Consider the following 20994-nt stretch of genomic DNA (forward strand, 5'->3'; position numbering starts at 1 on the left):
ATGCACTGGGCGATGCAGGCGCTGCGCAGCGGTGAGTGCTCGTTGGCGCTGGCCGGTGGTGTGACGGTGATGTCGACCCCGTCGGTGTTCGTGGACTTCGCGCGCCAGCGGGGTTTGTCGCCCGACGGCCGGTGCAAGGCGTTCTCGGACGCGGCGGACGGCGTGGGCTGGTCGGAGGGTGTCGGCATGCTCGTGCTTGAGCGGCTGTCCGACGCGCGGCGCAACGGCCACGAGATCCTCGCCGTGGTCCGTGGCTCGGCCGTCAACCAGGACGGTGCGTCGAACGGCCTCACCGCCCCCAACGGTCCTTCGCAGCAGCGGGTGATCCGTCAGGCGCTGGCCAGCGGCGGACTGGCTGCGGACGAGGTCGATGTGGTGGAGGCACACGGTACGGGCACCACGCTCGGCGACCCGATCGAGGCCCAGGCGCTCCTTGCCGAGTACGGCCGTGATCGCGATCCGGAGCGTCCGCTGCTGCTGGGCTCGGTGAAGTCGAACATCGGTCATACGCAGGCTGCGGCCGGTGTGGCGGGTGTGATCAAGATGATCATGGCGATGCGCCATGGCGTGCTGCCGCGGACGCTGCATGTGGACGCTCCGTCGTCGCATGTGGACTGGTCGGAAGGCGCGGTGGAGCTGCTGACGGAGCCGGTCGAGTGGCCGGAGGTCGGTCGTCCGCGTCGGGCGGGTGTCTCGTCGTTCGGGATCAGTGGCACGAACGCCCACCTCATCCTCGAACAGCCGGCCACCGTCATCCAGGGAACGGTCCTGGGCCGTAATGAAGCCCCCAAGACCGAGCCGGGCACGGTCCCGTGGGTGCTCTCGGGCAAGACGGCCGAGGCGCTGCGCGGCCAGGCGGCCAAGCTGCTGTCGTCGATCGGGGCGCGGCCGGAGCTGCGGCCGGTGGATGTCGGGTTCTCGTTGGCGACGGGTCGGGCGACGTTCGACCACCGGGCTGTGGTGGTGGCGGGTGACCGTGCGGAAGCGGTGCGAGCCCTTGCGGCTCTTGCGTCTGGTGATGCGGATCGTTCGGCGGTGTCGGGTGCGGTCGTCGGTGGGAAGACGGCGGTGCTGTTCTCGGGTCAGGGCAGTCAGCGGCTGGGGATGGGTCGTGAGCTGTATGGGCGGTTCCCGGTGTTCGCGGAGGCGCTGGACTCCGTACTCGCCATGCTGGACGGCGAGTTGGAGAGGTCACTGCGTGAGGTGATGTGGGGTGAGGATGCCGAGCTGCTGAATGACACGGGCTTCACGCAGCCGGCGTTGTTCGCGGTTGAGGTGGCGCTGTTCCGGTTGGTGGAGTCGTGGGGTGTGCGGCCGGACTTTGTGGCGGGTCATTCGATCGGTGAGATCGTGGCGGCGCATGTGGCGGGGGTGTTCTCGATGAAGGACGCCTGCACACTGGTGGTGGCGCGGGCGAAGCTGATGCGGGCGTTGCCGGCCGGTGGTGCGATGGTCGCGGTGCGGGCGACGGAGGACGAGGTACTGCCCCTGCTGGTCGAGCGGGAGGGCCAGGTGTCGGTTGCCGCTGTCAATGGGCCCTCGTCGGTGGTGATCTCCGGTCATGAGGATGTGGTTCTGGAGGTCGTGGCCTGTCTGGAGGAGCGGGGCCGTAAGGCCACGTGGCTGCGGGTGTCGCACGCGTTCCACTCGCCGTTGATGGACCCGATGCTGGACGGGTTCCGCGCCGTGGCGGAGGGGCTGTCGTTCGAGGCTCCGCGTATCCCGGTGGTGTCGAATCTGACGGGCGCTCTGGCGTCGGCGGAGGAGCTGTGCTCGCCGGAGTACTGGGTACGGCACGTCCGCGAAGCCGTACGTTTCGCCGATGGCGTGCGGACGCTGGCCGAGCAGGGTGTGAGTACGTTCCTGGAGCTGGGGCCGGACGGTGTGCTGTCGGCCATGGCGCAGGAGACCGCGCCGGAGGAGACGGCGATCGTACCGATCCTCCGCAAGGACCGTGACGAGGAGTCGACGGCGCTCGCCGCCTTGGCCCAGCTGTATGTGCGGGGAGTTCCTGCGGACTGGTCGGCGTTGTTCGCGGGGACGGGGGCGCGGCGGGTCGAGTTGCCCACGTACGCCTTCCAGCGCACGTGGTTCTGGCCGGCGGGCCCCTTGGGCGGTACGGGGGACGTGCGAGCCGCGGGTCTGGGTTCCGCCGAGCACCCGCTGCTCGGTGCGGCCGTCGAACTCGTCGAAACCGAAGGCGTGTTGTTCACCGGTCGTTTGTCGGTTCAGTCGCATCCGTGGCTGGCTGATCATGTGGTGATGGGTCGTGTTCTTCTCCCGGGTACGGCGTTGCTTGAGCTGGCGATTCGGGCTGGTGATGAGGTTGGTTGTGATCGGGTGGAGGAGTTGACGCTTGCGGCGCCTCTTGTTCTTCCGGATCGTGGTGCGGTGCAGGTGCAGGTGGTGGTCGGTGGTCCTGATGAGTCGGGGCGGCGTTCGGTGGGGGTCTACTCGCGCCTGGAGGATGTGGCGGAGGCACCGTGGACCCAGCACGCGAGCGGCTGGTTGACGACCGCCGACACCTCCGCGTCGGACTGCGGTTTCGATGCGACGGTGTGGCCGCCGGCTGGTGCTGAGGTGCTGGATGTTGAGGGGTGCTATGAGCGGTTCGATGAGATCGGGTTCGCGTATGGTCCGGTCTTCCAGGGTTTGCGGGGGGCCTGGCGGCGTGATGGTGAGATCTTTGCGGAGGTGAGTCTTCCGGAGGGTGTGGAGGGTGAGGCTGCGGCGTTCGGTCTGCATCCGGCGTTGCTTGACGCGTCTCTGCATGCCTCGCTTCTGGCGGGTGACGGTGATGCTGACGGGGGCGGTGGTGGTTTGCCGTTCTCGTGGGAGGGTGTGTCGCTGCGTGCGGCGGGTGCGTCGGCGTTGCGGGTGCGGCTGGCTCCGGTCGGTAAGGACGCGGTGTCCGTGGCTGCCGCTGACTCTTCGGGTCAGCTGGTCGTTTCGGTCGACTCGCTGCTGGTACGGGCCGTGTCGAGCGAGCAGCTGAACAGCCCCGCTTCCGCGGACCTCGTCCGTGACGCGCTGTTCGGGCTGGAGTGGATGCCGGTGACGGCTGGGGCCGGGGCGGATGTTCCGGGGTCGGTGGTCGTTCTGGGTCCGGACGCGCTGGGACTTGTCGAGGGTATGGCCGATGCAGGCGTGGAGGTCGGGGCGGTCGGGACCTATGCCGATCTGGTGTCGTCGGTGGCCGGGGGGTCCCCGGTTCCGGGCACTGTGCTGGTGGGCATCGACGGTATGTCGTACGAGAACAAGGACAAGAGCGGGGGTGGGGTCGCGGAGTCGGTCCACGCGTTGACTGCCGCGTCCCTGGCCTTGGTTCAGGGCTGGCTGGTCGAGGATCGGTTTGCCGGGTCGCGGCTGGTGTTTGTGACGCGGGGAGCGGTGGGTGTGGATGATGGGCCTGTCGTCGACCTGGCCGCGGCGGCCGTATGGGGTCTGGTGCGGTCCGCGCAGTCGGAGAACCCGGGCCGCTTCGGGCTCCTGGATCTCCCCACCGACCTGTCGTCCCTGTCCGAAGCACGGAGGGCTCTCGGTTCCGACGAACCGCAGCTGATCGTCCGCGACGGCGCGATTCGCGCGGGACGCCTGACCCGCGTACCTGCCCCCGCCCACGTATCCGCCCAGGTACCCGCCCACGTTTCCGTGACCACGGGCGAGAGCGGCGGCCAGGCGGGCCCGGCCTGGGACGGTGAGGGTACGGTCCTGATCACCGGCGGTACGGGCGGTCTGGGCGGCGTCCTGGCCCGGCATCTCGTGGCCGAGCGCGGTGTGCGCCATCTGCTGCTGGCCGGCCGACGGGGTATGGAGGCCCCCGGCGCCGCCGAACTGGTCGCCGATCTGACCGCACACGGCGCGCGGGTCACGGTCGCCGCGTGCGACCTCGCCGACCGGTCCGCCGTGTCCGGGCTGCTGGCCGGCGTACCGTCCGAACACCGTTTGACCGCCGTCGTGCATGCGGCGGGTGTGCTGGATGACGGTGTGGTGGGTTCGCTGACGCCGGAGCGGTTGGACACGGTCCTGCGGCCGAAGGTGGACGCGGCGTGGCATCTGCATGAGTTGACGCGTGATCTCGGTCTGGGTGCGTTTGTGGTGTTCTCGTCCGTGGCGGGGGTGTTCGGTGGTGCGGGGCAGGGTAACTACGCTGCCGCGAACAGTTTCCTGGATGCCTTGGTGGTGCGTCGGCGGGCTGAGGGTCTGCCGGGTGTGTCGCTCGCCTGGGGTCCGTGGGATCAGGCGGGCGGGATGACGGGGACGGTGACCGAGGCGGACATGCGGCGTCTGGCCCGTTCCGGGATGCCGCCGCTCTCCATCGAGCAGGGCATCGCGCTCTTCGACGCGGCGCTCGCCTCCGGCCTGACCGTGGTGGCACCGGTGCTGCTGGACCTCCCCGCAATGCGCGCACAGGGTGAAGTTCCACCGCTGCTGAGGTCGTTGATCCGTACCCGCTCCCGTCGGAGCGCGGTCGCCGGATCGGCCACCGCCGCCGCTACCGGGCTTCTCGGCCGGCTCGCCGGACTGACCTCGTCCGCCCGGCACGACGAACTGCTGGACCTCGTACGGAGTCAGGTCGCCCTCGTACTCGGCCACGCCGACGCGGCAGCGGTCGACGCCACCTCCCAGTTCCGGGAGTTGGGCTTCGACTCGCTGACAGCGGTGGAGCTGCGGAACCGGCTGAGTACGGTGACGGGTCTGCGGCTGACAGCCACCCTGATCTTCGACTACCCGACCGCGACAGCGCTCGCGGACCATCTCGGCGACGAGCTGTTCGGCACCGAGGCCGAGACCACGATCCCGGTCCGGATGCTGCCGCCCGTTGCCGACGATCCGATCGTGGTCGTCGGGATGAGCTGCCGGTACCCGGGCGGGGTGGCTTCGCCGGAGGATCTGTGGCGCGTTGTCACCGAGGGCGTCGACGCGGTCTCGGGCTTCCCGACGAACCGTGGCTGGGACGTGGACGGGCTGTTCGACCCGGATCCGGACCACGCAGGCACGTCGTACACCCGCTCGGGCGGATTCCTGGAGAACGCGGGCGAGTTCGATCCCGCCTTCTTCGGGATGAGCCCGCGCGAGGCGATGGCGACGGACTCGCAGCAGCGGCTGCTGCTCGAAGCCTCGTGGGAGGCGATCGAGCGGGCCGGGATCGACCCGGTGTCGCTGATGGGCAGTGCGACCGGCGTGTTCGCCGGGGTGATGTACAACGACTACGGCACCACGCTGAACGGCAAGCAGTTCGAAGGACACCAGGGCCAGGGCAGCGCGGGAAGCGTCGCCTCGGGCCGGGTCTCGTACACCTTCGGGTTCGAGGGTCCGGCGGTGACGGTGGACACGGCGTGCTCGTCGTCTCTGGTCGCGATGCATCTGGCGGCCCAGGCGCTCCGCGGCGGCGAATGCTCGCTGGCGCTCGCGGGCGGTGTGACGGTCATGTCGACCCCGGGCACCTTCGTGGAGTTCTCCCGGCAGCGGGGTCTGTCGCCCGACGGCCGGTGCAAGGCGTTCTCCGAGTCCGCCGATGGCGTGGGCTGGTCGGAGGGTGTCGGCATGCTGGTCCTTGAGCGGCTGTCCGACGCGCGGCGCAATGGTCACCAGGTGCTGGCGGTGCTGCGCGGCAGCGCGATCAACCAGGACGGCGCGTCGAACGGTCTGACCGCCCCCAACGGCCCGTCGCAGCAGCGCGTGATCCGTCAGGCGCTGGCCAGCGGCGGACTGTCCCTGGACGATGTGGACGCCGTGGAGGCGCATGGTACGGGTACGACGCTGGGTGACCCGATCGAGGCGCAGGCCCTGCTCGCGACGTACGGGCGTGACCGTGACCCGGAGCGTCCGCTGCTCCTCGGTTCGGTGAAGTCCAACATCGGTCACACCCAGGCAGCCGCGGGCGTCGCCGGTGTCATCAAGATGGTGCTGGCGATGCGGTACGGAACGTTGCCGCGCACGCTGCACGTGACCGAGCCGTCGTCGCATGTCGACTGGTCGGCGGGTGCGGTGGAGCTGCTGACCGAGCAGACGCGGTGGCCGGAGACCGACCGGGTACGGCGTGCGGGTGTCTCGTCCTTCGGGATCAGCGGAACCAACGCGCATGTCATCCTGGAACAGCCGGAGCCGATGGCCGAGTTCGCGGCCGAGTCGGCCGAGTCCGCCGAACCGGCGCAGCCCTTCGAGGCGGAGTCCGCTTCGCCCGCTGTGGTGCCGTGGGTCCTCTCGGGCAAGAGCCAGCAGGCGCTTTCGGCCCAGGCCGCCAGGCTGCTCTCCTACGTTGAGGCGCGGCCGGAGCTGCGGCCGGTGGATGTCGGGTTCTCGTTGGCGACGGGCCGGTCGACGTTCGACCACCGGGCTGTGGTGGTGGCCGGTGAGCCTGCGGAAGCGGTGCGAGCCCTTGCGGCTCTGGCGTCTGGTGATGCGGATCGTTCGGCGGTGTCGGGTGCGGTCGTCGGTGGGAAGACGGCGGTGCTGTTCTCGGGTCAGGGCAGTCAGCGGCTCGGTATGGGTCGTGAGCTGTATGGGCGGTTCCCGGTGTTCGCGGAGGCGCTGGATTCGGTACTTGCCGTGCTGGACGGCGAGTTGGATCGGCCCCTGCGTGAGGTGATGTGGGGTGGTGATGCCGAGCTGTTGAATGACACGGGTTTCACGCAGCCGGCGTTGTTCGCCGTTGAGGTGGCGTTGTTCCGGTTGGTGGAGTCGTGGGGTGTGCGGCCGGAGTTCGTGGCGGGTCATTCGATCGGTGAGATCGTGGCGGCGTATGTGGCGGGGGTGTTCTCGCTGAAGGACGCCTGCACACTGGTCGTGGCGCGGGCGAAGCTGATGCGGGCGCTGCCGGCCGGTGGTGCGATGGTCGCGGTACGGGCGACGGAGGAGGAAGTCGTTCCGTTGCTGTCGGACGAGGTGTCGATTGCCGCGATCAATGGTCCCGGTTCGGTTGTCGTGTCGGGTGATGAGGATGCTGTCCTGGCGGTGGCGGCGCGGTTGGCGGAGCGGGGTCGTAAGACCACGCGCCTGCGGGTGTCGCACGCTTTCCATTCACCTCTGATGCGGCCGATGCTGGATGACTTCCGTACGGTTACGGAGGGGTTGTCGTTCGAGGCTCCGCGTATCCCGGTGGTGTCGAATCTGACGGGCGCTCTGGCCTCGGTGGAGGAGCTGTGCTCGCCCGAGTACTGGGTACGGCATGTCCGCGAAGCCGTACGTTTCGCCGATGGGGTGCGGACGCTGGCCGAGCAGGGTGTGAGTACGTTCCTGGAGCTGGGGCCGGACGGTGTGCTGTCGGCCATGGCGCAGGAGACCGCGCCGGAGGAGGCGGCGATCGTCCCGATCCTCCGCAAGGACCGTGACGAGGAACTGACCGCCCTCACCGCGCTGGCTCGCCTGCACGCGCACGGCGCGACGGTTGACTGGACCGGGTTCTTCGCGGGGACGGGGGCGCGGCGGGTCGAGTTGCCCACGTACGCCTTCCAGCACCAGTGGTTCTGGCCGGCGGGTTCGCAGTCCGCTGCCGCCGGTGATGTGCGCGCGGCGGGTCTGGGTTCGGCCGAGCATCCGCTGCTGGGCGCGGCCGTCGAACTGGCTGCCGGTCAAGGCGTGTTGTTCACCGGTCGTTTGTCGGTTCAGTCGCATCCGTGGCTGGCTGATCATGTGGTGATGGGTCGTGTTCTTCTCCCGGGTACGGCGTTGCTTGAGCTGGCGATTCGGGCTGGTGACGAGGTTGGTTGTGATCGGGTGGAGGAGTTGACGCTTGCGGCGCCTCTTGTTCTTCCGGATCGTGGTGCGGTGCAGGTACAGGTGGTGGTCGGTGGTCCTGATGAGTCGGGGCGGCGTTCGGTGGGGGTCTACTCGCGCCCGGAGGACGTGGCGGAGGCTTCCTGGACCCAGCACGCCAGCGGTTCGCTGGAGGGCGGCTCAGAGGGGGCGGAGACCGGTTTCGATGCGACGGTGTGGCCGCCGGCTGGTGCTGAGGTGCTGGATGTTGAGGGGTGCTATGAGCGGTTCGACGAGATCGGGTTCGCGTATGGTCCGGTCTTCCAGGGTTTGCGGGCGGCCTGGCGGCGTGATGGTGAGATCTTTGCGGAGGTGAGTCTTCCGGAGAGTGCGGAGGGTGAGGCTGCGGCGTTCGGTCTGCATCCGGCGTTGCTTGACGCGTCTCTGCATGCCTCGCTTCTGGCGGGCGACGGTGACGCTGAGGGGACCGGTGGTGGTTTGCCGTTCTCGTGGGAGGGTGTGTCGCTGCGTGCGGCGGGTGCGTCGGCGCTGCGGGTGCGGCTGGCTCCGGTCGGTAAGGACGCGGTGTCCGTGGCTGCCGCTGACTCTTCGGGTCAGCTGGTCGTTTCGGTCGACTCACTGCTCGTACGGGCTCTGTCGAGCGAGCAGTTGAACGGCCCGGCTGGTGTGGGCAGGGACTCTCTGTTCGGGCTGTGGTGGATGCCGGTGACGGCTGCGGCCGGGTCGGATGTTCCGGGGTCGGTGGTCGTTCTGGGTCCGGACACGCTGGGACTTGTCGAGGGTATGGCCGATGCCGGCGTGGAGGTCGGGGCGGTCGGGACCTATGCCGATCTGGTGTCGTCGGTGGCCGGGGAGTCCCCGGTTCCGGGCACTGTGCTGGTGGGCATCGACGGTACGTCGTACGAGAACAAGGACAGGAGCGGGGATGGGGTCGCGGAGTCGGTCCACGCGCTGACTGCCGCGTCCTTGGCGTTGATTCAGGGTTGGCTGGTCGAGGATCGGTTTGCCGGGTCGCGGCTGGTGTTTGTGACGCGGGGAGCGGTGGGTGTGGATGATGGGCCTGTGGTCGATCTGGCCGCGGCGTCTGTATGGGGTCTGGTGCGGTCCGCGCAGTCGGAGAACCCGGGCCGCTTCGGGCTACTCGACCTCGACCCGTCGGACGACGCCGCGGCGTCGTCCCCGCTGAGCTGGGCTCTCGGCTCCGATGAACCGCAGTTGGTGCTCCGAGGGGGCGAGGCCAGGGCCGCCAGGCTGGACCGCGTCACCCTCCCGGAGCAGGTCACTCCCCCCGAGGGGGAGAAGGAAGAGGCGGCGGAGAGCTGGGAGCGGGGCGGCACGGTCCTGATCACCGGCGGAACCGGTGGACTCGGCGCCGTACTGGCCCGGCACCTGGTCGCGGAACGCGGCGTACGCCGGCTGCTGCTGCTCAGCCGTCGGGGTCCTGCTGCCGAGGGCGCGGGAGCGCTCGTCGAGGAGTTGGAGCGGCTCGGCGCCGAGGTCACGGCCGCGGCCTGCGATGTCGCCGACCGGGGAGCGCTGGCCGAGGTGCTGGCAGCCGTACCCGCCGCACATCCGCTCTCGGCGGTCGTGCATGCGGCGGGTGTGCTGGATGACGGTGTGGTGGGTTCGCTGACGCCGGAGCGGTTGGACACGGTCCTGCGGCCGAAGGTGGATGCGGCGTGGCATCTGCATGAGTTGACGCGTGATCTCGGTCTGGGTGCGTTTGTGGTGTTCTCGTCCGTGGCGGGGGTGTTCGGTGGTGCGGGGCAGGGTAACTACGCTGCCGCGAACAGTTTCCTGGATGCTTTGGTGGTGCGTCGGCGGGCTGAGGGTCTGCCGGGTGTGTCGCTCGCCTGGGGTCCGTGGGATCAGGCGGGCGGGATGACGGGGACGGTGACCGAGGCGGACATGCGTCGTCTGGCCCGCTCCGGGATGCCGCCGCTCTCCATCGAGCAGGGCATCGCGCTCTTTGACGCGGCGGCCACCGGCCCGCGGGCGCTGGTACTGCCCGTACAGCTGGATCTGGCGGCCCTCCGCGCCCAGGGCGAGGTCCCGCCCCTGCTCAGCGGTCTGATCCGGACACCGTCCCGGCGGTCGGCGACGGCCGCTCCGCGGTCGGCCGAATCGCTCGGGCAGCGGCTGACCGGACTGACCGACGAGGAGCGTCGTGACGTTCTTCTGACGCTGGTCCGCGATCAGGCGGCCGTGGTGCTCGGACACGCGGACGGAACGGCGATCGGCGCCTCGCGGCAGTTCCAGGAGCTCGGCTTCGACTCGCTGACGGCGGTGGACTTCAGGAACCGGCTGAACGCGGCCACGGGGCTGCGCCTGCCGGCCACCCTGCTGTTCGACTTCCCCACCCCGGCCGAGGTCGTGGACCATCTCCACTCCCAGCTGGTGACCGAGGAGGTCACCGGAGCCGGATCGGTGCTCGCCGTACTCGACCAGTTGGAGGCGGCGATCACGGAGATGACGGTCGACGCGCAGGAGTTCAAGCATGTCGCCGGACGCATCGAGGTGCTGAGGTCGAAATGGGCCGCGCTGCGGCAGGAGTCGGCGAACGGCTCCGGGGAGTTCGACCTGGAGGCGGCGTCGGACGACGATGTGTTCGCACTCCTCGACGACGAACTCGGTCTGTCCTGACCGGCGGGGTCTCCGGGAGCCGGGGCCTCCGGGAGTTGGGGTCTTCGGGAGACGGGCTCTCCGGAAGGCGGCCCAGGTCTCCCGGACCCCCGTGGCCACTCCTGGACCCGGTGGCCTCTCCCGGACCCCTCGGTCGGCCGGTGCGTCGAAGGCGGTTCCTTCACTCACGAGTGGTTTCCGCCACCGATGTCCATACGAAGTCCATACAGAGACTAGGGAATTTCCCACTGTCCGTCCTAGTGGAATGGGGTGGTCGGTCACCGGGCCGACAAGTGGCGGTCGGTGAGAGAGTGAGAGCCGGGTGACGTGAGTCGCCCGCCCGCTCTGTTGGGTAGGAGTGCCGCATGGAACGTTCGGTCGCGTCGGCGAGATCACGGCGCTCGCGTTGTGCCACGTCCCGTCAGGTTCCGCTGTCACCGGCCCGGAGGCCCGGACCGTCGCGCGGTCCGGATCGCTTGGCCCACCCCTAGGAGGATGCAACACATGACGACGTCCACCGAGGAGAGCCTCTGGGCGCGGTGCTTTCATCCAGCACCGGCCAGCTCGGAACAACTCTTCTGTTTCCCCCACGCGGGTGGCTCGGCGTCTTTCTACTTCCCGGTCTCCGCGCAACTGTCGTCCGTGGCCGAGGTGTTCTCGGTGCAGTACCCCGGCCGTCAGGACCGGCGCAAGGAGGCCAGCCCCGGCGATCTCGGGGTCATGGCCGATCAGATCTACGAGGCGCTGCGCAAGCAGCTGCGCGCCCGGCCGACCACGTTCTTCGGGCACAGCATGGGCGCGACGATCGCCTTCGAGGTCGCGCGGCGCTTCGAGGCCGACGGCGGTGAGCTCTCCCATCTGTTCGCCTCCGGCCGGCGCGCCCCCTCGCGCCACCGGGACGAGCGTGTGCATCAGCGCGACGACGACGGCATCGTCGCCGAGCTGAAGCTGCTGTCCGGCACGAATACGGCGCTGCTGGGCGACGAGGAAATCCTACGGATGATCCTCCCGGCGATCCGCAGTGACTATCGGGCCATTGAGACCTACCGCTGCGATCCAGCGACGAGGGTCCGGGTCCCGATCTCCGCGCTGACCGGCGACAACGATCCGAAGACCACGCTGGACGAGGCCGAGGACTGGCGTGGCCACACCACGGGAGCCTTTGACCTGAAGGTCTACCCCGGCGGGCACTTCTTCCTCAGTTCGCAGGCGCCGGCGGTGATCGCGCTCCTGCGGAACCATCTCTCGCCTCAAGCCTAGGGCCCCGTCAGTCCGCCGATCCGACGGAAGCGGGGAGCGGCGTCGGCGAACCGCGTCGACCGACCTCACTGAGCGATCGATTCCGATAAGCGACCGATACTACTGGGCGACCGACCTGTCCGAGTCGTGCACCTCCGTGATCAGTGGCTCCGAGTGGTCAACATCTCTCGGATGATCAACACCTTTGGGTGGTGTGTGCTTCCTGATGCGCTTCTGGCGCGGGTGTTGGCGCGGTCGTGCTCGCAGCTCTGGAAGAATGTCTTCTTGTTCGGTCATCCGGATCATCCGGTTATCCGGACATCCGGGTTTCCGGAGTGGAGCGCTGCCCGGAGAACGGGCGGCTCTCCGGCGGGCATGTCACCAACTCCCGGACGGTGCAATGGCGTCCAGCGGACAGTAGTGCTTGATCCAGTTCGCGCTGGGTAGTCCCCAAGTGCCGAAACGGGCCTCGTGGGCTTCGTGGGTTGCGGGATCTTGTGATCATGCAACTTCGCGCTGTCGATCGTGGAACGTTCAGCTGTTTTTGCGAGATGTGCGGGATGTGCGGTACGCGTCGACGAGTCATCGCGTCTGTTGTGTCCCCCGAGAGGCGAGGAGACCAAGATGCTGGAACAGGCCGACCTCTCCGGTTTGTCCAGCAGTCTTGTCGGTCGCGCCCGTGAGCTGCGGGCGCTGAGCCGCCATGCCGAGGCCGCGCGCGCCGGACGCGCGGGCCTGGTGATGCTGTCCGGCCCCGCGGGCATCGGGAAGACCAGCCTTCTGCGGGCGTTCCTCAAGAGCGACGCGTGCCGCAACATGGCCGTGCTGTACGGGTCGTGCGGCGAAGTCGCCGCGGGCGCGGGATACGGCGGCGTACGCGAGCTGTTCGGCTCGCTGGGGCTCAGCGGTGAGGACGCCAGGAACTCCCCGCTGCTGCGCGGTCTCGCCCGTCGCGCGCTGCCCGCCCTCACGGCCGGTCCCTTCGAGCACGAGAGGTTAGGCGCGTCCGCCACCTATCCGGTGCTCCACGGGCTGTACTGGCTCGCGGCGAATCTGATGGTGGACCGACCGCTCGTGCTCGTACTGGACGATGTGCACTGGTGCGACGAACGCTCCCTGGGCTGGGTGGACTTCCTGCTGCGCCGCGCGGACGATCTGCCGCTGCTGGTGGTGCTCGCCCACCGCAGCGAGGCCGAGCCGGTCGCGCACTCCGCGCTGGCCGACATCGCCGCGCAGCGCCGGCCCGCCCTGATGCGGCTGGCGCCGCTCACGCGCGCGGCCGTCGGCGAGATGGCCCGGCAGATCTTCCAGGTGCCCGTCGAACCGTCCTTCGTCGAGCGCGCCGCCGCGGTCTCCGGCGGCAACCCCCTGACGCTGAGCCGGCTCCTGGGCGAACTGCGCGCCGAGGGCGTGCAGCCCGACGAGAAGGGCGTTCGGAGGGTGGCCGAGGTCGGTGGCCAGGTGATCGCGTCCTCCGTGAGCGCGCTGCTGGACAATCAGCCGCTCTGGGTACGGGAGGTGGCCCGGGCCATCGCGGTCCTCGGCGAGGAGTCCCCCGATCTGGTCGGCATGCTCGCCGATGTGCCCCCCGCGCTCGTCGCGGAGGGCGTTGTCGCCCTGCGGCGCGCCGAGGTGCTCGCCGCGGACCGGGCCGACCTGGTGCATGAGGTGGTGCGTTCGGCCGTGCTGGCACCCCTCGGCCCCGAGGCGCTTGCCGGGCTGCGCACCAGAGCCGCCCTGCTGCTGAGTGACGCGGGCCGCCCCGCCGAGGAAGTCGCGGGCCGGCTCTTGCTGTTGCCCGCCCTGACTCAGCCGTGGATGCCGGCGGTGCTCCGTGACGCGGCCGTTCAGGCGGAGGGGCGCGGTGCTCCCGAGGCCGCGGTGCGCTATCTGCACCGCGTACTGGAGGTGGAACCGGACAGCGTGCCGGTACGCACCCAGATGGCCACGTCCCTCGCGGAGATCAATCCGGCGGAGGCCATCCGGCTGCTGGAGGAGGCGCTGTCGCTGGCCGACGACCCACGCGCCAGGGCGATGGTCGCCGTGCGGTACGGAATGGTCTGTCTGGCCGTTCAGCGGTCGCCCGCCGGCGTACGGGTCCTCGAAGAGGTCCTGGCCGAACTGGAAGCCGAGTTGGGCCCCGGCCCCGATCCCGCCGACCGTGAGCTGCACACGCTCGTCGAGTCGGTCCTGCTGATCGTCGGGGCGGACGAGAAGGCGACGGTCTCCGCGACCCTGGACCGGGCCGCGCTGCTGACCGCGCCTCCCGGCGATACGCCGGCCCAGCGCCAGATGCTCGCGATGATGACTGTACTGACCGCGATGGACGGCCGCTCGGCGGAGCGGACGGTCGAACAGGCCCGCCGCGCGATGAGTTCACCCGGGGCGGAGCTGGAGAGCTGGCCGCTGCTCGCCTCGTCGTTCGCGCTCAGCCTCGCCGACGAGGTCGACGAGGCGGTGGACGCACTGGACCGTATGCTCCAGCACAGCCAGGACAACGCCGCTGTCTGGACCTTCGTGCTCGCGCTGTCCACACGCGCCCTGGTGCTGCACGGAGCGGGCGCGTTCCCCGACGCCCTGGCCGACGCGCAGACCTCCATCGAGATCATCGGCGAGGAGAGATGGGGCGACGGCGCCGCGCTGCCGCAGATCGCGCTCGCGACGATGCTGGTGGAACGGGGCGAGGCCGAACGGGCCGAGGAAGTGATCCGGGGTATCAAGCGGGGCGGCCTCGACCGGTTCGTCATCGAATACCACTGGTCTCTGATGGCACGGGCCCGCGCCAGATCGGCGCTCGGCGACCGGGAGGCGGCGCTCGGTCTCTACCTCGAATGCGGCAGATCGCTGAAGGAGTCCCGGTTCAGCAATCCGGCGTTTCTGCCCTGGTGGTCCGAGGCGGCGTGTCTGCTCGCGGTCATGAACCGCGGCGACGAGGCCAGGGAGATGGCCGAGTACGGCGGCGAACTGGCCCAGCGATGGGGCACCCCGCGCGCCCTCGGGCTCGCCGCGCTCGCCCGCGGGGTGATCGCCCCCGGTGGCACGGGCATCGAATCGCTCAGAGAATCGGTCCTCACCCTGGCCGGCTCGCCCGCCAGAGCGGAGCACGCCAACGCGGAATTCGTCCTCGGCCGTGCCCTGCTGAAGACCGGCGACCAGCGCGGCGCCCGTGAGCATCTGCGGACCGCCACCGACCTCGCCCAGCGCTGCGGGGCCCTGGCGCTCGCGGGCGTCTCCCGCAGGCTGCTGGTCACCGCCGGCGGCAGGATGCGGAAGATGAGTGCCTCACCGCTCGACATGCTCACCGGGATGGAACGCAGGGTGGCGGGTCTCGCCGCGGCGGGCGCCAGCAACCGCTCGATCGCGGAGACCCTGTTCGTCACGGTCCGCACCATCGAAACACATCTGACCAGCGTGTACCGGAAACTGGGCGTGAGCGGGCGTACCGAACTGAGCGCGGTCCTGCGCACACCCGACATCCCCGATGGGCAACCACCGGGCTGGGTATCCGAATCACGCTGGCGACGCTGAAGCGAACGGGGCGAGGCGGTGCGTGTGACTGGCCGGAACGACAATTGTCTGAGCACGCGGTCCCTGGAGTGGACGTACGGACCGGACACCCATCGAGACGGGATGGACCTGCTCGAACGCGGGCGTGAGCAAGCGGCGTTGACCTCCCTGCTCACCTCGCTGGGCGGAAGACGCGCGGGCATCGTGACCCTGACCGGAAGACCGGGCCACGCGCAGAACGCGCTGCTGAGATGGGCGGCCCGGCGAGCCCGGGACGGCGGACTGTGTGTGCTGCACGCTCAAGCGGCCCCGGCCGAACGCGAGGTGCGCTACGGCGTGATCGCGCAGCTCATGACATCGATGGCGGGCCAGACCGAGGAGGGCTCGGCCGGGGCCTCGCTGCGGGAACTGATGGAGCACCGGCAGCCCGATCCGCTGCCCGGACTCGACGCGACCCTTCACTTCGCACAGACGATGCCTACCCTCCTGGTGATCGAGGACACCCAATGGCTCGATCCCGCCTCCCTGCGCTGGCTGCACGCGCTGGTGAGGCGGCTGACCCCGGACACACCGGTCGCGGTGCTGGCGAGCGGCAGCGGCGTGTCGGCCAAGGGCAGGGACTGGCTCAGCCTGCTGCCCGCCTCCCCGGTGCCCAGCAAGCAACTCGTGCTGCGAGGACTGACCGAGCACGGCGTCGGCACCGTCGTGGAGACGGTCTGCGGCACCGCCGGCGACCAGCGGTTCACCGCGACGGTCGCGGCGGCCACCGAGGGCAACCCCGCCGTACTGCGCGATGTGCTGTGCCGGTTCACCGACCAGGGCCATGAACCGGTCGCCGCCCGGCTGCCCGAGCTACGTACGATCACCGCCGCTGTCGTCGGCGACCACGCGACGCGCTCGCTGAACGGACTGCCCGCAGAGGCGGTCGCGCTGCTGCGGGCGCTGGCCGTCTGCGGCGAACTGCTCAGCTTTCCCCTCGTCCGCGCGCTGGCCGGGCTCAGGCCCGTACGCGGCCAGGAAGTACGTGTGATGCTGGAAGCGGCCGGGCTCGCCGTCTCCGGAGGGACGAGGACACAGGTACGCCACCCCGCGGTGAAGACCCGGGTGCTGGAGGACATGGCCACCGACGAACGGGCCCAGCTGCACTCCCGGGCCGCCGAACTGGCCCACCGGGCCTGGGCGAACGACGAGGACGTCGCCCAGATCCTGCTCCGTACGCCGCCGCTGGGAGCCCCCTGGGTGGTCAGCACGCTCCGCGAGAGCTTCGCGGCGGCCCTGGCGGCGGAGGACCACGGCCGCGCCGCCGCGTATCTCTCCCGTGCCCTGCGCGAACCGCTGGAGCCGCGCGAGCGCGCCCGGCTCACCCTGGAACTGGCCGCCGCCGAAACGATGTCGGCGCCCCTGGCGGGGGACCGGAGGCTCGGTGAACTCGTCCGGGCCGGCAGCGGCGCCCCGGAGGGACTGCGGGCCCGCGCCGTCGACCTCGGACTGGCCCGCGGCGACAGCGACTGGGCACGCCGCGCGACGGCCGAGGCGCTGTGCGAGGTCCGGCCCGGCGAACGGGACAGTCTGATCGCGCTGTTCTGGCTCGCCGACGAGTCACGGGACGACACGGAACCGATGGTGCCCGAGGTGCCCGTACTGCCCGACCGCCCCTCGACCCCCGCGCAGAGCGGCGTACGGGCCTGGCAGCTCGCGGTGCGCGGCGAGGACCTGGTGGCGACCAGGACGCTGGCCCGCGCCGCCCTCGCGGGCGACGGCCCCGACACGCCCCTGATACTGCCCCGGCTCGCCGCCTGCCGGGCGCTCATCCTGACCGACGACCACGAAGAAGCCGCCGCCGAGCTCGACGCGCTGCTCACCGTCGTACGGCGCGACCATCGCAGGGCGGCCACCGCGCGGATCCTGACGGCACGCGCCGAACTGTCCCTGCAAGCAGGCCGGTTCGACGCCGTGGAACGGGACATCGAGAGCGCGGAACGGGCCCTGCCGATGTCGAGCAGGCATCCGCTCATCGTCCCGTGCCTGACGGCCCTGCGTATCGCGTGCGCGGTGGAATCCGGCCGCCAGGGCTACGCGCGCTCACTCGCCGCCGCGCCCACGCCGCCCGGGGCGGAGGAGGGCGTGCCCTGGTCCGCCCTCCTCTACGCCAGGGCACGGGTCGCCGCCGTCGACGAACGCTGGACCGAGGCGCTGGAACTGGCGAAGGAGAGCGGCCGACGGCTGCTGCGCAGACAGTGGAGCAATCCGGCGCTGCTGTGCTGGCGCCCGCAGGCCGCCGAGGCCTGCTACGCCCTCGGCGACCGCGAGGAGGCGGCGCGGCTGGGCCTGGAGGAGCTGAGGCTCTCCCGCCGGTGGGGCGCGGCGAGCGCGCTCGGCGTCGCCGAGCTGTGGACCGTCCCGATGACCGGCGCCGGCGGCAGGCCCGTGATCGCCGCCCGCGAGGCGGTCCGCGTCCTGGGCTCCTCACCCGCCCGGCTGGCCTACGCGTGGGCGCTGGCCCGACTGGCCTCCTGTGAACTGGAGGAGGGCGACAGCCGGGCCGCCGCGCGTTCCCTCGCCCAGCTCTCCCCGTTCACCGCGGCTCATCCGTCGAGCCGGCTGGCGGCGGTGGTGAGCGGGCTCACCGAACGGCTGGAAAGGCCGGCCGGGCCGGTGACCCCCGCCCTGCCCCCGGAGTGGACCACGCTCTCGGAGGCCGAACAGCGCACCGCGACCTTCGCCGGACGCGGCTACGGGAACCGCGAGATCGCGGAACTGCTCTCCGTGAGCAGACGCACCGTCGAGCTGCGGCTGAGCAACACCTACCGAAAGCTGCGGATCACCGGACGCGAGGAGCTGTGCGTACTGGTGAGGAACATGGGAGAGCGGCAGAGCGATGCTTCTTGAGCGGGATTCGGAACTGGCACGGGTGGGGGCCGCGTTGAACGCCGCGGACGAGGGCACCTCATCGGTGATACTGCTGTCCGGACCCCTCGGCATCGGAAGATCGGCCCTGCTGCGCCGGCTGCCCGGTGTCGTCTCCGGCACGGACGTCCGCGTCCTGCGGGCGAACGCCGCCCCGATGGAGCGGGACTTCGCGTTCGGTGTGGTCAGGCAGCTGCTCGACAGTCTGCTCGCCGGTGCCTCGCAGGCGCAGCGCGAGCGCTGGGCGTGCGACCCCGACCGGGCCACCGGCCTGATGCTCGGCGCCGACGGCATCCCGGCCGGCGCCGCGTGCGAGGCGACCCTGCACGGTCCGCGCTCGCTGCTCGCCGACATCAGCGAACGCGCCCGGCTGCTCATCCTCGTGGACGACCTCCAGTGGGTGGACATCCCCTCCCTGCGCTGGCTCGCGTACCTCACCAAACGGCTGCGCGGACTGCGGGTCGTGCTCGTCTGCACGCTCCGGGACGGCGACCAGGACGCCGGACACGCCCTGGTGCGCGAGATCGCCGCCGCCTCGACCCAGATTCTGCGCCTCGCCCCGCTGTCGCGCGACGCCACCCGGGCGGTGATCCGCGAACGGTCCGGCGTGCCCGGGGACGAGGAGTACGTACGCGCCTGTCAGGAGGTGACCGGCGGCAACCCGCTGTTCCTGATGTCCGTGCTGCTTGGCATGGAGGCACGGGGCTGTGAGCCGACCGCCGACCACACCGAGCGGGTACGTGCCCTGCGGCCCGCCGGGCTGCGGGAGCGGCTGGCGAGCTATCTGCGGACCCGGCCACAGGCGGTACGTGACACGGCCGCGGCGATCGCGGCCTTCGGCGGCCACGGAGACCCCGCGCTCATCACGGAACTCGCCGGACTGGACGAGATCGGCTTCGGCGCCGCCCGGCGCGCACTGCGCGAGGCGGGGCTGCTGACCGACGCGCGCGAACCAGGCTTCGTCCACCGCGTCGTCCAGGACGCCGTCGAATCCGCGATGTCGGTGGCCGAACGCGAGCGCTGGCACGCCGCCGCCGCCGATCTGCTGTACCGCAGCGGCCGTCCCGCCGAGCAGGTCGCGGCCCATCTGATGGCCGTCACCACGTTCGGCCGCCCGTGGTCGGTGATGGTGCTGCGTGGCGCCGCGGACACCGCGCTGCGCCGGGGCGCGCCGGAGACCGCCGCCCGCTATCTGCGCCGTGCGCTGCTCGGTCACCGCCCCCAGGACGAGAGCCGGGCCAGACTGCTGGTCGAACTGGCCACCGCGGAGCGCGGATTCGACCCCGAGGCATGCCGGCGCCATATCGTCCAGGCGATGCCTCTGCTGACCACGGTCAGGGACCGGGCCGCCGCCGCGCTGCGCGTTCCGCCGCCGCTGCTCGGCGCCGTACCCCCCGCATCGGCCGCGCTCCTGCGCGGTGTCGGCGAGGAGCTGGGACGGCCCGCCGAACTGGACGGTCCCGCACGGGAGATGGCCCTGCGGCTCGAAGCCCGGCTCAGGCATGACGGACACGAGAACCCGGGCGAGCTGGCGTCGGCCATGGCACGCCTGCGCGAGCTGGGGGAGGAACCCCCGCTCGGCTCCGTGGCCGAACGCGAACTGGTGGCCGTGCTCCTCTTCTCCGGCACGCTCACCGGCGGGCTGACCGCGGCGGAGGTGGCACGCGTGGGCGGCCGCATCCTGGAACGCGAACCGGCCACCTCGGCGGGCGCGCACACCGCGCTGCCGCTGGTCGTCATCACGCTCTTCGCCGCCGAGTCGGTACAGGACGTGGCCTCGTGGCTGTCGACCGAGCAGCAGGCCCGATGGCAGAACGCGACCGGCGCCGACACCGTCCTTCTGCTCGCGGAACGTGCGTTCGTCCTCGTCTCGCAGGGCAGGCCCGCCCAGGCACGCGAATACGTCGAGCGTGCCATGGCGTCGGCCGAGGCGGACTGGCGCGAGGCCTCCATCATGATTCTCTCCACGGTCGCGCTCGAACTGCGTGATCCGGCGCTCAGCGAGCGGATCCTCGCCAGGGCCCTGCGGCGCCGGACCGCGGGACTGGCCCTGACGGCCGCACTGCAGATACTCCAGGCGTCGGTGGACGCCCAGCGGGGGCTGCGGCCCAGAGCGCTGGAGTCCCTGCTCGCCTGCGGCCGTCAACTGGACGTCTCCGGCTGGCGGAACTCGGCGCTCTTCCCATGGCGTCCGCATGCCATCGGCCTCTACCAGCGGCTCGGGGACTCCCGTTCCGCGCTGCGGCTCGCCGATGAGGAACTCGCCTGGGGCACGGAGTGGGGAGCACCCGCCGGGCTCGGCCGCGCCCTGCGGCTGAAGGGCTGGCTCCAGGGCGCGCAGGGTGTTCCGCTGCTGCGCGAAGCGGTCGCCGTACTGCGCGGCTCCTCCTTCCAACTGGAACTCGCCAGGACACTCGTCTTGTTGGGCCGGCAGCTGGGCAGCGGTCCCGAGGCGGAGGCGGCGCTACGGGAGGCGGGCACGGTCGCGGCGGCCTGCGGCGCTCCCTGGCTGGTCGAGCGGGCCGAGCACGGTCTCGGTACGACCTCCGCGCCGAAGACCGCCGTGCTCACCCGCAGCGAGCGCAAGGTGATCACTCTTGTCGGCCGCGGGCTCACCAACCAGGAAATTGCGGGTGAACTCGGTGTGAGTTCACGTGCCATCGAGAAACATCTTACGAATTCCTATCGCAAGCTTGGCATCTCGGGCCGGCATGAGCTGGCGGATGCTCTTCCCGCGTAGACTCCGCCACGTAACTGTTAACAGCATGCTACGTGACGCTGTGGCCTGTGCGGCCCCTGTGCGACCTGGTTCGGCCCGGCTTGCCGCACGAACCTCAGGGGAACCTCAAACAAGGCTGAATTGCACGGATGCGGCGCCAATCCGTCCCGCCCGGCATGCCGGGTTTTTCCCACCGTAGTCATCGTCATTGCGGACCGAACCTTCCCGGGGCGGGACCACAGCTTTAGCCATGTGAACAGGGCTCTTGTTGACGGGCCAGC

5 protein-coding genes (1 of these 5 running past the window's edge) are annotated in these 20994 nt (G+C 70.5%); all 5 read left to right on the top strand.

All coding sequences use genetic code 11. The features are described 5' to 3' along the window. Positions 1-10362, top strand: partial view of an SDR family NAD(P)-dependent oxidoreductase gene (locus AB0M67_RS14690; protein ID WP_365745715.1) — the 3' portion only. The gene continues 22608 nt to the left of window position 1, outside the view; 10362 of the gene's 32970 nt are visible here — the last part of the coding sequence; the start codon falls outside the window, past its left edge; the stop codon is at positions 10360-10362. 483 nt (positions 10363-10845) lie between these two features. After that, positions 10846-11601, top strand: a complete 756-nt coding sequence (locus AB0M67_RS14695) for an alpha/beta fold hydrolase (RefSeq protein ID WP_365745716.1) — start codon at positions 10846-10848, stop codon at positions 11599-11601. Positions 11602-12204: 603 nt separating this feature from the next. Then, on the top strand, positions 12205-15108 hold the full coding sequence (locus AB0M67_RS14700) for an AAA family ATPase (RefSeq protein ID WP_365745717.1): 2904 nt from the start codon (positions 12205-12207) through the stop codon (positions 15106-15108). A 102-nt stretch (positions 15109-15210) separates the two neighbouring features. Beyond that, entirely contained in the window at positions 15211-17976 is a 2766-nt protein-coding gene (locus tag AB0M67_RS14705) for an AAA family ATPase (protein WP_365745718.1), read from the top strand. Continuing rightward, a complete protein-coding gene (locus AB0M67_RS14710; RefSeq protein WP_365745719.1) occupies positions 17966-20734 on the top strand; it encodes an AAA family ATPase in 2769 nt (922 codons plus the stop codon). Before AB0M67_RS14705 ends, AB0M67_RS14710 begins: the two co-directional genes overlap by 11 nt. The last annotated feature ends 260 nt before the right edge of the window (positions 20735-20994 follow it).

This window comes from Streptomyces sp. NPDC051662 (assembly GCF_040681655.1).
Lineage (GTDB): Bacteria > Actinomycetota > Actinomycetes > Streptomycetales > Streptomycetaceae > Streptomyces.